The organism is Confluentibacter lentus, from assembly GCF_002806995.1.
Classification (GTDB): Bacteria; Bacteroidota; Bacteroidia; order Flavobacteriales; family Flavobacteriaceae; genus Confluentibacter; species Confluentibacter lentus.
The window spans coordinates 80,897-93,078 of sequence record NZ_NIHE01000002.1 but is presented as its reverse complement, the minus strand read 5'-3'; the positions used below and the strand labels follow the sequence as shown (position 1 = coordinate 93,078).

The 12,182-nt window shown below is 33.3% G+C and carries 12 protein-coding genes; 6 read left to right on the top strand and 6 right to left on the bottom strand.

All coding sequences use genetic code 11. The annotated features are described in order from the left end of the window. Positions 1–30: 30 nt before the first annotated feature. Both CDH50_RS04310 and CDH50_RS04305 read right to left on the bottom strand, forming a co-directional pair. The gene (locus CDH50_RS04310; RefSeq protein ID WP_100610689.1) at positions 31–1,107 is read right to left on the bottom strand and encodes a serine hydrolase domain-containing protein; all 1,077 of its coding nucleotides are present in this window, start codon (positions 1,105–1,107) and stop codon (positions 31–33) included. Further along, positions 1,107–2,360: an exo-beta-N-acetylmuramidase NamZ family protein gene (locus tag CDH50_RS04305; RefSeq protein ID WP_100610688.1), complete on the bottom strand. Its 1,254-nt coding sequence runs from the start codon at positions 2,358–2,360 to the stop codon at positions 1,107–1,109. The genes CDH50_RS04310 and CDH50_RS04305 overlap by 1 nt, the downstream gene beginning before the upstream one ends. Positions 2,361–2,368: 8 nt before the next feature. On the opposite strand from CDH50_RS04305, the gene CDH50_RS04300 reads away from it, so the two are divergent. The 3 genes from CDH50_RS04300 (at position 2,369) to CDH50_RS04290 (ending at position 5,250) form a co-directional block, all read left to right on the top strand. Next, positions 2,369–3,604, top strand: a complete 1,236-nt coding sequence (locus CDH50_RS04300) for an ABC transporter permease (protein ID WP_100610687.1) — start codon at positions 2,369–2,371, stop codon at positions 3,602–3,604. A gap of 110 nt (positions 3,605–3,714) precedes the next feature. Then, complete coding sequence (dcm, locus tag CDH50_RS04295) at positions 3,715–4,956, top strand: DNA (cytosine-5-)-methyltransferase (protein ID WP_100610686.1); 1,242 nt, start codon at positions 3,715–3,717, stop codon at positions 4,954–4,956. Positions 4,957–4,959: 3 nt separating this feature from the next. Beyond that, positions 4,960–5,250, top strand: coding sequence for a hypothetical protein (locus CDH50_RS04290; protein WP_100610685.1), 291 nt, complete (start codon positions 4,960–4,962; stop codon positions 5,248–5,250). On the opposite strand, the gene CDH50_RS04285 is transcribed toward CDH50_RS04290, so the two are convergent. Next, the gene (locus CDH50_RS04285; RefSeq protein ID WP_100610684.1) at positions 5,247–6,011 is read right to left on the bottom strand and encodes an Eco47II family restriction endonuclease; all 765 of its coding nucleotides are present in this window, start codon (positions 6,009–6,011) and stop codon (positions 5,247–5,249) included. The two genes, CDH50_RS04290 and CDH50_RS04285, sit on opposite strands and share 4 nt — an antisense overlap. A 110-nt stretch (positions 6,012–6,121) precedes the next feature. Further along, positions 6,122–7,216, bottom strand: a complete 1,095-nt coding sequence (locus tag CDH50_RS04280; protein WP_100610683.1) for a DUF1499 domain-containing protein — start codon at positions 7,214–7,216, stop codon at positions 6,122–6,124. 163 nt (positions 7,217–7,379) lie between these two features. Here CDH50_RS04280 and CDH50_RS04275 point away from each other — a divergent pair, with 163 nt between their 5' ends. From CDH50_RS04275 to CDH50_RS04265, 3 genes are all read left to right on the top strand, one after another. Then, positions 7,380–7,979 (top strand): SprT-like domain-containing protein, encoded by a 600-nt coding sequence (locus CDH50_RS04275; protein WP_100610682.1) that lies wholly within the window; start codon positions 7,380–7,382, stop codon positions 7,977–7,979. A gap of 62 nt (positions 7,980–8,041) precedes the next feature. Next, entirely contained in the window at positions 8,042–9,121 is a 1,080-nt protein-coding gene (locus tag CDH50_RS04270; RefSeq protein WP_100610681.1) for a mannose-1-phosphate guanylyltransferase, read from the top strand. Between the two features lie 66 nt (positions 9,122–9,187). Continuing rightward, on the top strand, positions 9,188–10,648 hold the full coding sequence (locus tag CDH50_RS04265; RefSeq protein WP_100610680.1) for a DUF389 domain-containing protein: 1,461 nt from the start codon (positions 9,188–9,190) through the stop codon (positions 10,646–10,648). Here CDH50_RS04265 and CDH50_RS04260 read toward each other — a convergent pair whose 3' ends face one another. Both CDH50_RS04260 and CDH50_RS04255 read right to left on the bottom strand, forming a co-directional pair. Next, entirely contained in the window at positions 10,649–11,416 is a 768-nt protein-coding gene (locus CDH50_RS04260; protein WP_100610679.1) for an ABC transporter ATP-binding protein, read from the bottom strand. Further along, complete coding sequence (locus tag CDH50_RS04255; protein WP_100610678.1) at positions 11,416–12,153, bottom strand: MlaE family ABC transporter permease; 738 nt, start codon at positions 12,151–12,153, stop codon at positions 11,416–11,418. Before CDH50_RS04255 ends, CDH50_RS04260 begins: the two co-directional genes overlap by 1 nt. Positions 12,154–12,182 lie beyond the last annotated feature (29 nt).

Here is a 12,182-nt window from a genome sequence, read left to right as displayed (position 1 = left end):
TCTGACAGAATATTGGATTTAAATAAGATTTTAATTTTCAGTAGTACCAACAAAAACCGCCTCCAATTCCAATCCAAAAGGTTTCATATCAACACCAGATTTATTGGTCAACACCGTTATAACAATATCTTCTTGAGGGAAAATCATTAATATGGTTGAAGCGCCAACTCCTCCTCCAGTGTGATAGTATCTTGGAGTGTTCTGTTTTGTTTTTTCTACTGAAAATCCTATACCATAACCCGTTAGGTTACCATTTTTTAATCGTTGCGAGGTTACCAGTTGTGCCAATGATTCTTTGGAAATAAGCGTTGGCGAAATAAGTTCATGACCAAACCTCACGATATCTTCTGAAGTGGATAAAAAACCACCGCCAGCTATTTTATATTCGTTGGCAACAGGATTGGATAAAATGCGCTTTGTTCTATAAAAATTAGTAGTGTTTGGAGGGATGGCATTAGAGGCATCTATGGTGGTATTGTCCATTTTTAAAGGAATTAAAATAGAATCCCTTACCATGTCATAAAATTCTTTTTTGGCAGCTTTTTGCATCACTTCACTTAGCAATACATACCCCAAAGAGTTGTAATGAAAACTGGTTGAGGGTTCAAATAAAAGCGGGTCATTCTTAAAAATGTCCAATCCCTCGGTAATGGTCATTCGTTTATTTGATTTGAATTCATCATCCGTAGTATGCCTAATACCAGCTAAGTGCCCACCTAATTGCCTAGCCGTAAAGTCGTATTCTTTTTTAGGGTAATCTGGTAAATAATTGTATATGCTGGTATCTAAATCAATTAGCTTATCTTCAGCCAATTTAGCAAGCATCACTGCCGTTATTGTCTTGGAAATACTGGCGATTCTAAATAAGGTTTTACTAGGGTTTATAGGCACAGTTGGTTTGCGTTTGCCATAGCCAAATCCTTCCGACCAAATAATCTCTCCATTTTTTGACACAGAAATCGCCATGCCAGGAATGTGTTGGCTCTTTAAAAATTTCTTAGCCTTTTTCTTGGCCGTGGTTATTTTTTGCTGTGTTGGATTTTCAATATTCTGACTAAAACCCATCGAGGTTAATAGTAGCATAAGAGAGGCAATAATTCGCTTCATTATTTATAAATTAAATATTTTTTACGTGTGTTTTTAAAGGTTTCAATTCCTTTTTGCCAAGTGGCTTTAATTTGCTCTTCAGTTAAACCTGCTTCAATTTGTTTTTGAAGTTTATCTGTGCCAGCATGTTTTGTGAAATTAGCAGTATTAAAAACTTTCGATTTATCGGTGGCATTGTTATAAGCTTTAATAAGCCATTTCAAACTCACTTGATTTGTTGTTTTGTCGTTTTTTAAATCTTCACCATAACAAAGTTTGCCTTTGTGTTTCGGATTTTTAGCTCCAAAATTTTCAACAGGCGTATAAGTAAAGTTAAACACTTTTTTATCCAAAAAAGGAGCGCCATATCTCTGAAATTGAAACTCGGTACCTCTTCCTGCATTAATATCCGTGCCTTCAAACAAACCAAGACTGGGGTATAATCTTATGGATTGATCGTTTGGTAAGTTCGGCGAAGGTCTGATGGGTAAACTGTATGGCATACTGTGGTTGTAATTTTTAACAGGAATCACGGTCATTTGGCATTGCACACCATTTTTTAACCATGTTTCGCCATTAATCATTTTAGCATATTCACCAATTGTCATGCCATGAACTAACGGAATGGGGTGCATTCCTAAAAAACTTTGGTTTTCTATTTCTAATGTTGGACCATCAATGTAACTGCCATTCGGGTTGGGTCGGTCTAAGATAATCAATGGAATCTTGGCTTCTGCACAGGCTTCCATAACGTAATGTAAAGTTGAGATATAGGTGTAAAAACGAACGCCAACATCTTGCAAATCAAAAACCATCACATCAATATTTGCTAAGTCTTCCAATTTTGGTTTTCTGTGTTCGCCATGAAGTGATACAATCGATAATCCTGTTTTGGCATCTTTACTATCATTAATAAGTTCGCCAGCATCTGCAGTTCCCCGAAACCCATGTTCAGGAGAAAATACTTTGGAAATTTTAATCTTTAATGCCAATAATGAATCCACTAAATGTGTATAGTTTTTAATATTTGCTTTAAATATCACACTTGTTGGATTTGCGACAATTCCAATGCGTTTTCCTTTAAGTAAGGATATGTATGTTTCTGTTTGATTGGCACCTACCGCTATGGGTCTTGGGTCTTGGGTTTTTGGTGTTAGGTTTTGGGTCTTGGGTATTCCGTCTCCCGTCTTTCCCGTGTTCCCACAAGAAATAAGTACCAAAACAATTCCGATAGTTATCGGGAAAACTGTATTTTTGAGAACATTAAACCACATATCTAAATTTGAATTACGAATATTTTATAGCTAAACGCATTATAGGCAATAAAGCGTATAAAAGTAGTATTTCGGCACCAATAATAAAAATTGGTATCGCAGCAATTGCAATTGGTATTGTGGTGATGATGGTGGCTATCGCTACAGGCATTGGTTTACAGCAAAAAATACGCGATAAAGTGGTGGCGTTTAATGGACATGTTACCATTACGAATTACGATAGCAACAATTCGCAAGAAAGTGTATTCCCTATTTCTACAAAGCAAGAATTTTATCCAGAATTCAAGTCCGTTGAAGGGGTGAGACATATTCAAGCAGTCGCAACCAAATTCGGAGTGATTCGTACCGAAACCGATTTTGAAGGTCTCGTTCTAAAAGGTGTGGGTGGTGATTATGATTGGAGCTATTTTAAGGATTTTTTAGTGGAAGGCCGTGTGCCAGATTATACCCAAAAGCGGAATGAAGAGGTGTTAATGTCTCAATACATCGCTAACCGATTGGGTTTTAAATTGGGTGATACCTTCCAAATGTTTTTTAAAAAAGTTGACCCTGAAAAACTGCCCAATATTATTACTTACAACATAGTGGGCATTTACAATTCTGGGTTTCAGGATTTTGATGCCACCTATATTATTGGTGATATCCGTCATTTACAGCGTATTAATAATTGGGAAGATGATCAAGTAGGGAATTTTGAAGTTTTTATAGATAATTACAGTGACCTTGACAACAAAGGGGTTGAAATATTTAAAGCCATTCCTTCTACATTGGATGCCAAAACCATTAGTGAAAGCTATTATTCCATTTTTGAATGGATTAAAATATTTGATAAAAATATTTACGGCATTATAGGCATCATGATCTTGGTGGCAGGCATTAACATGATCACCGCTTTGTTGGTACTTATTTTAGAGCGTACCCAAATGATTGGTATTCTAAAAGCCTTGGGCAGTAACAATTGGAGCATACGCAAGCTATTTTTATACAACGCAGGCTATTTGATTTTGTTGGGCTTATTCTGGGGAAATCTCTTAGGTCTCGGTTTGCTATTTGCACAGAAGTACTTTAAACTCTTTCCCTTAGACCCAAGCGTTTATTATGTGACTGAAGCTCCAGTGTATATAAATTTTGGTTACATTATGGCTTTAAATATTGGCACTCTGGTATTGTGTTTATTGATGCTTTTGGTGCCTTCGTATATTATTACGAAAATATCTCCGGTGAAGGCAATTAGGTTTGAGTAGATTATAAATCTTAGTCTAAATTTTATTTTTATACATATTTTTTATTGACTTGTTTATCTCATTTTTTCTTTTAAATTTGTAACCATTGTGTAAGGTTAAATAATTTGGTTATGAATGAATATATGACACTCTCAGAAACTGCAGAATACATCGGTAAAAGTAAAGAAACTTTGAGGCGTTGGGATAAAGAGGGTAAATTAACTGCAGTTCGTGAACCAATGAGTAATTATAGGGTTTATAGAAAATCGGATATTGATACCTTATTTGCTGATTTTCTAGATGATGATATTCAAGAAACCACTTCCAATTACGTGGAGCCTCATAATGAATATACCGTTTTAGAACTTTTTGCCGGGGCAGGTGGTTTAGCTGTTGGCATGGAGAAGGCAGGACTAAAATGTGTTGCCTTAAATGAAATTGATAAATGGGCTTGTCAAACTTTAAGAAATAATCGTCCGAATTGGAATGTGTTAGAAGGCGATATTAAATCTTTCAGTTTTAGTGAATATGAAAATAAAGTCGATGTGGTGACTGGCGGATTTCCTTGTCAAGCATTTAGTTATGCTGGAAAGAAATTAGGATTAGCGGATGCTAGAGGTACCTTATTTTATGAATTTGCAAGAGTTGTGAAGGAAGTAAATCCTCCAATTTGTATTGGTGAAAATGTTCGAGGTTTATTAAGTCATGAAAACGGCAAAACGCTTCAAGGTATGATTTCCATTTTAGATGAAATTGGTTATAACGTTGTTCCTGTTGAAGTTCTAAAAGCGATTAATTTTAATGTTCCCCAAAAAAGAGAACGATTGATATTAGTTGGCATTAGAAAAGACATTGATTTGAAATATGAATATCCGAAGCCTTATAAAAAGATATACAATTTAAAAGATGCTCTAAAAAAAGGAGATTTATTTAATAATGATGTTCCGAAATCAGAAGGTTCAAAATATCCAAAAAGCAAAATAGATGTTTTAAAATTAGTGCCTCAAAAAGGCTATTGGAGAGATTTGCCTTTAGATATTCAAAAAGAATTTATGGGCGGAAGTTTCCATCTTGGCGGTGGAAAAACGGGCATTGCAAGAAGAATAGGTTGGGATGAACCGTGTTTAACACTCACTTGCAGTCCAGCGCAAAAGCAAACAGAAAGATGTCATCCTGAAGAAACAAGACCGTTTACAGTTCGAGAATATGCTAGAATACAAACATTTCCAGATGATTGGAAATTTGAAGGTTCTATTGCTCAACAGTATAAACAAATAGGAAATGCAGTCCCTGTGAATCTTGGGAAAGAAGTTGGTTATTCTATTGTGAAATTTTTGAATAGTTATTATAATTTGTCAAGTAAAACAAAGTAGTTTATGAGAAGGAATATATCAGGAGTTGCTAAATCGGGACAACTAAAAAGAATAGAAGCCGTTTTACATAGGAATTATAAGTCATTAAATAGATTTGAAAACCGAAATTGGGAAGAAGAAATTAAGTTTATCCGAAAAGGTCGGGGAGGATTTATACCTTTTACTATTTCAATAGATTTTTGTGAAGAGGATTTAATGTCGTTTTTTAAGAAAGAATCTTCAAATTCAAATATCATAGAAGCAAAGCGTAGAATCGAAAACGCACTAAAATTATCTGTTCTTGAAATATATTAAAACTTATCAAAACCCAAATAGTAACTGTAGTTTTCAAAAGTTATTTGGTCTAAAATAGTTCTTTTTGAAGTTTCAGTTTCAGATTGAATTTCATCCAATGCAGAGTTTTCTTTTATCAATTCGCTTTTTTCAATCGAATTAAGATAATAATTTATGGCAATAGGAAGATTTTTATATAGTTGAAAAAGTGCGTCCTGTTTACCTGAAAGCAATGTATAAAATTGGTCGCCAGAAATTTTATAAACACGACTATGACTATATTCTTTTCCGTTAATTTCTCCTTTCCAAAGTTCACAGAAACTACTTTTTGCTAAAACTTGAACCCAATAACATTTTGAACTTTTATAAGTGTCAGCGTACCTCGCTAATTTTTGAAAAAGAGCTTCGGCTGAACTGCTATTCATGGTGTTATGTTTGTTTTTTATATCAGCAAACATGGTATCGTCTGTAGCTTTAATATCAAAACCACTAAAATTACCAACTTCAAAACCTTTAATACCACTTAGTATTTGCTCGTGAAACGTTCCAATGGAGTTGTTTATGGATTTATCAATTTGCCTTAATATTTCGGCTTGAATTAAACTTTCTTCGTCGATTTCATTAAACTTGGCATCAAAAGTGAGTTTTATGGTGTCCACTTTATTTGAGTAGAAATTCTTCTTTGTAATGTTATTTTTAGCTTTGGTATAGGCTTTATGAAGATTAGCTACACAGTTTAAAAAGTGTTCATCCGAAATAAAATCTACATACTTATTTTTCATGATTTATTGATGTCTGTTTTCGCTTACTAAAATATAGTTTTTATTCTATTTTTTGAGATTTTAATTTTTCGTAAGGGTTGCACATCGACACCTTTGTTAATAAGTAGTATTTATTTCATCCTATTAATTTCTGTCGCACCATGAATAGCTCCAATTGCCTCAAAAACCTCGTCTTGATTTTGTTTGTCAGTCCAACCTTTTAAAGATAATTCTTTTCTAACATCATCTTCAGTTTTGTTTTTTACAAAATTATAAAAGGCAAAATCTACAACTTCAATAGGAACTCTTTCTAATTGGTAAGATGTGATTCCTGTAATTAACCTTAAAATTGCAACATAATAAGTTATCACGAATTGTAACCCCCAGCTAACTACTAATCCAATCCAACCAGTATTCAATTTTTTTATTGTCAATCCAGCTTCTAATCTTAGTTTTAAGAATTCAAAGAAACCGATTCTGTCATAATTGTTCTCTCTTAAGATTATTTCATATTGCAAATATTGATTTAGAACATAAATTAGTATGATCATTCCAATTAATAGATATTGGAGTTTTTTAAATTCGGTGAAATTTGAAATCTTAATTAAATATTTCATTAAAAAACCAATTGCTAAAGCAACCAAAAACTCAAATAAGCCTATAATATAAATACCGTTAACAGATAATATTGCAATAACAGAGCTCAACAAAATAGAAATAATTAATCCTCCAACAATTGGAATTGCAAAGTTTGGTGTCTTATTCAATATTGGTTTTGGTAGATTTTCAGGAATAATATAATCGTCCCAGTTATTTTTTTTGTCGACTTCTATTTCTAATTTTTCCAGAGACACTTTATCAAAGCTGTTTTCAGTTTCTTTAAAAACATGAATGAATAATTTAACTCTTTTGGAATTTCGTCCATTATCCCAAATTTCGTTTCCTAAAGATTCACTTTTAACATTAATTTTTCCATGATTGTAACTAATTGTTATAGATTCTGTCCATTTATCAAAACCAAAATTATTTTCTTTTCTTTTGGCTTCAATATTTTTTTTGTCTTTAAAAACTAAATCCCAACCTAATTTTTCAATTGTTTTTTCCACAATTGGAACAAAAGTTTTTTCGCTTAAATTTGTTCTAAATTCTTCTTCAAATTTTGGAGTCCATCCAAAACTGTGTTTTTTTTCAATCGTTTTTTCGTAAGTTTTAAAACTTTCTTCCATGAAATGTGTTTTTTTGTTTTTTGGATAATATCACAGCCAATACTATAAACATGAAATCATTTTAATGTTTTCAAGTCAGAAGCAAACGAATGTAGTTGTATTTTTTACAAAACCAATAGCTGTGTTTTATTTTTTCAATAAAGAATAATTGTATTTTTGTGCCATGCAAAATACGCTTCAAGATTTTATACCTATACAAGCACTAAACCCTGTTTTAGAACTCTTAAAGCATGAAAATTTAACGGTTACCGTGAAGAATGAGCGTAAAACACGTCATGGGGATTACAGGCGGTTGCCGAATGGGAAGCATCAAATAACAGTGAATTCCAATTTAAATCATTACCGATTTTTAATTACCCTAATTCATGAAATCGCTCATTTTGAAGCTTATAAAACCTATGGTAAGTTTATAAAACCTCACGGCATTGAATGGAAACGTACCTTTCAGCATTTAATGTTACCGTTTTTAAATCCAGATATTTTTCCTTCCGAATTATTGCCATTATTGGCAAAACATTTTAAAAATCCCAAAGCAACTAGCGATACCGATGCTAAATTAGCGTTGGCATTAAAGCAATTCGACCAACCTAATGATAAAACATTTATTTTTGATGTGCCTTTTGGAACCTTGTTCAAATTATACAACGGCAAGGTTTTTAAAATGGGACCATTGCGTGTAAAACGCTATGAGTGTTTGGAGATTAAAACAGGAAAGTTGTATCTTTTCAATCCGAATGCAGAAGTAGAATTAATTGCTTCATAAATAGAGAATCAAATAAACTTATATAAACACATTCCATTGTTAGGAATGAGAATACATTCAAAATGAACAAAAATTATTATGCTATATTAATGGCAGGCGGAGTAGGATCTCGATTTTGGCCTGTAAGTACTGAAAATTTTCCAAAACAGTTTCATGATATGTTAGGAACGGGCGATACGCTTATCCAAAAAACTTTTCATAGGTTGGCACATTTAATTCCGAAAGAAAACATTTTCATTTTAACCAATGAAAAGTACAACGATTTGGTTTTGGAACAACTTCCTGAAGTAACCCAACGCCAAGTGGTTTTAGAACCGGCTATGAGAAATACAGCACCTTGTATTTTGTATGCGTCATTAAAAATACAAAAGGAAAACCCAGATGCAGTGATGATTGTTGCGCCAAGCGACCATTGGATTGAAGATGAAGTAACCTTTTCAAAAAATGTGCAACAGGCTTTTGATTTTTGTTCAAAAAATGATGCGCTTGTAACGCTTGGTATTCAGCCAACGTTTCCAAACACAGGTTTTGGTTATATCGAGTTTGATAAAAACACCTCTGATACTATCAAATCTGTTAATCAGTTTAGGGAAAAACCAGATTATGAAACGGCTAAATCGTTTATACAACAAGGTAATTTTCTTTGGAATGCCGGTATTTTTATGTGGAGTGTTACAAGTGTAGTGGAAGCTTTTAAAACCAAACAACCTCGTTTGTATGATCTTTTTGAAAACGGCATGCATGCTTATAACACAGATGGTGAGGACGAATTCATTCTAAGGAATTATCCCAATGCTGAAAATATTTCGGTAGATTATGCCATTATGGAGAAATCCAACAATGTCTATGTTATAGGGGCAGAATTTGATTGGAACGACTTAGGAACTTGGGGAAGTTTATATGATAAATTAGATAAAGATAGTAGTGGCAATGCTGTTGTTAATGCTAGAACTTTAACAGAAGATACCTCAGGAAATATGATTAGAACCAAAAACAATAAAATAGTGGTTGTTGATGGTTTAAAAGATTACATTATTGTAGATAAAGAAGATGTGTTGCTTATTTATCCGAAATCAAAAGAACAGGATATTAAAAAAGTGCTTCAAAAAGTAAAAGATACTTTTGGTGCAGAACATGGATAAAATTCAAGTAAATACTAAGTGAATTATTCTTATATTAGTTTATTACTAGCAACTAAACCACTTTAAATGGAAGAAAATAAATCCACTATTTCTGATGATGAAGCCAGAAAAGAAACATCAGTCGAGCAATCTAAAGAAGACGTAAAAAAAGATGCACAAGGCTTATTTAGAAGCGTTATAAAATTTTTAAAGGATTTATTGGATTTTAGGGAAGATACCGATAGAGACGCTACAATTCAAGCCATAAAAAATGACATTTCTTTTAAAGGTGCCACAGCATGGATTTTAGTGTGTTCTATTTTTGTGGCATCTATTGGGCTCAATGCCAATTCTACTGCTGTTGTTATTGGTGCCATGTTAATATCACCACTTATGGGACCTATTTTAGGGGCTGGGCTATCTATAGCCATTAATGATATTGATACATTGAAACGCTCCCTTATCAATCTAGGGATTATGATTGGTCTTAGTTTGCTAACGGCGTTTTTATTCTTTTATTTATTTCCGTTAAGCGAAGATACCTCAGAACTTTTAGGTCGTGTTAAACCAGATATTCGTGATGTACTTATTGCCTTTTTTGGTGGGTCTGCACTCATCATTGCCAGAACTAAAAGGGGGACTATAGCATCTGTTATTTTTGGGGTGGCTATAGCTACCGCTTTAATGCCGCCATTATGTACGGCAGGTTATGGTTTGGCAAAAGGCAATTGGCAATATTTTGGCGGTGCTATGTATTTGTTTACAATCAATACTATTTTTATTGCCCTTGCAACTTTCATTGTTTTAAAGGTATTACGCTTCCCAATGCTTAAGTATGCAAATTCCGCAAGGCGAAAACGAACAGCAAGGTTTGCTTCCTTATTGGCAATTGTGGTCATGGTTCCAGCTATTTGGACGTTTATAAATGTATTGCGGGAAAGTAATTTTATGAGAGATGCTAAAGCATTTGTTAATAATGAATTAACCGCATTGCCACATTCTGAATATATTAAAAAGAATGCTAATTATAATTATTCAGATAGTAAAACAACCATAGAACTAAATACATTTGGTTTGGATGATGTTCCTGAAACTACCATAGCATTGCTTCAGGCAAGAATGACTAATTATGTAGCATTAAAAAATACGGAGTTAATATTTAATCAGAATAAATCTAAGAATTTTGATAATCTTAAATATATGGAAGAGCTTCGTTATAGAGATTCCTTGGATTTATTATCCCAAACCCAAAAAATTACTTTTCTTGAAGCAAAGTTAAAACAACTATCAAAATACGAGCGTAACCAAATTCCTTTTGATGATATTGCAAAAGAAGTAAAAATAAATTACACCAATTTAGAGCAGTTTTCTTATGCTATTGAAATAAAAACCAATTTTACTAAAATTGATACCATTCCTGTTTTTGAAGTAAAATGGAATAAATCATTAGAGAGAGAGGATGCCATTTTGAAGGAAAAGGAAAAATTGGAAAAATGGTTAAAACAACGTTTGTCATTAGACACGATATTACTTAAGCGCGTGTATTAATCACTGCTTTTCTTCAATATACATTTGGCGTACTTTTTTCATCAATTCTGAAGAATACACAAAATCGGTAACCACCTCGTTATCAGTTTTAAATATGGTGTCTTTCGAGCCTTCCCAAGCTTTTAATCCATCTTTTAAGAACACAATTTTTTCACCAATTTCCATAACTGAGTTCATATCATGTGAATTGATAACAGTTGTAATATCGTATTCATCTGTGATTTCCTTAATCAGATTATCAATGATGATTGCCGTTTTTGGGTCTAGACCGGAGTTTGGTTCATCGCAAAATAAATATTTAGGATTATTTACTATAGCACGCGCAATGGCAACACGTTTTTGCATTCCACCAGAAGCCTCACTAGGCATTTTATTGTGAGCATCAATGAGGTTAACGCGTTTTAAAACAAAATCGACCCTATCTTCCATTTCACTTTTGCTTTGTTTGGTAAACATTTTCAAGGGAAACATCACATTTTGCGCGATGGTTAATGAATCAAATAAGGCACTGCCTTGAAACACCATGCCAATATCGCCCCTTAAATCACGTTTTTGGTCTTCCGTTAATTCTGAAAATATTTTGCCATCATAAGAAATACAGCCATTTTCATAAGGGAAAAGACCTAATAAACATTTTATGAAAACTGTTTTTCCAGAGCCGCTTTGCCCAATAATAAGATTGGTCATCCCTTTTTCAAAAGTGGTGCTGATGCCTTTTAAAACTTCAATGCCACCAAATGATTTATGTAAATCTTTAACCTCTATCATTAGCTCAGCAACATTTGGGTTAGTAAATAATTTAAAAGAATAATAACCACACTGGTCCAAACAAACGATGTGGTACTGGCCTTACCCACTTCAAGTGCACCACCCTTCATATAAAAGCCATGAAAGGAAGGAATGGTTGCTAAAATAAAAGCAAACACAGAGGTTTTAATAAAAGCGTAGGCAACATGAAAAGGTTTAAAATCAAGCTGGATACCAGCAATATAGTCTTCAGCAGTACTAAAACCACCGTATACACTGGCAATCATACCTCCTACAATTCCTAAAAACATCGCTATGGAGATAACAAAAGGGTATAACAGTAAGGAAATAAATTTTGGAAACACCAAATAGTTTAAAGAATTTATACCCATCACTTCCAAAGCATCAATTTGTTCTGTAACACGCATGGTGCCAATGCTAGAGGTAATGAACGATCCCACTTTTCCTGCCATGATTATGGATATAAACGTAGGGCCAAATTCCAAAACGATGGATTGTCTGGTAGCAAAGCCTACTAGATTTTTAGGGATTAAAGGATTGCTAATGTTTAATGCCGTTTGAATGGCAACCACACCACCAACAAAAAATGATATAAAAGCAACAATGCCTAAAGAGCCAATGATTAAATCGTCTATATCTTTTAAAATCAATTGTTTCATAACCCCCCATTTGGTAGGTTTTCGAAACATTTCAACAATCATTAAAAAATAAGTGCCAATATTGTGTAGGTATAACATATCAAAATTTAATAGTGCTAAAGTAAAAA

Coding starts and splice junctions, on each gene's coding strand:
- CDH50_RS04285 (WP_100610684.1), bottom strand. CDS start 6,011: ATGAAAAATAAGTATGTAGATTTTATTTCGGATGAACACTTTTTAAAC.
- CDH50_RS04255 (WP_100610678.1), bottom strand. CDS start 12,153: ATGTTATACCTACACAATATTGGCACTTATTTTTTAATGATTGTTGAA.
- CDH50_RS04260 (WP_100610679.1), bottom strand. CDS start 11,416: ATGATAGAGGTTAAAGATTTACATAAATCATTTGGTGGCATTGAAGTT.
- CDH50_RS04270 (WP_100610681.1), top strand. CDS start 8,042: ATGAACAAAAATTATTATGCTATATTAATGGCAGGCGGAGTAGGATCT.
- CDH50_RS04310 (WP_100610689.1), bottom strand. CDS start 1,107: ATGAAGCGAATTATTGCCTCTCTTATGCTACTATTAACCTCGATGGGT.
- CDH50_RS04305 (WP_100610688.1), bottom strand. CDS start 2,360: ATGTGGTTTAATGTTCTCAAAAATACAGTTTTCCCGATAACTATCGGA.
- dcm (WP_100610686.1), top strand. CDS start 3,715: ATGAATGAATATATGACACTCTCAGAAACTGCAGAATACATCGGTAAA.
- CDH50_RS04275 (WP_100610682.1), top strand. CDS start 7,380: ATGCAAAATACGCTTCAAGATTTTATACCTATACAAGCACTAAACCCT.
- CDH50_RS04265 (WP_100610680.1), top strand. CDS start 9,188: ATGGAAGAAAATAAATCCACTATTTCTGATGATGAAGCCAGAAAAGAA.
- CDH50_RS04290 (WP_100610685.1), top strand. CDS start 4,960: ATGAGAAGGAATATATCAGGAGTTGCTAAATCGGGACAACTAAAAAGA.
- CDH50_RS04280 (WP_100610683.1), bottom strand. CDS start 7,216: ATGGAAGAAAGTTTTAAAACTTACGAAAAAACGATTGAAAAAAAACAC.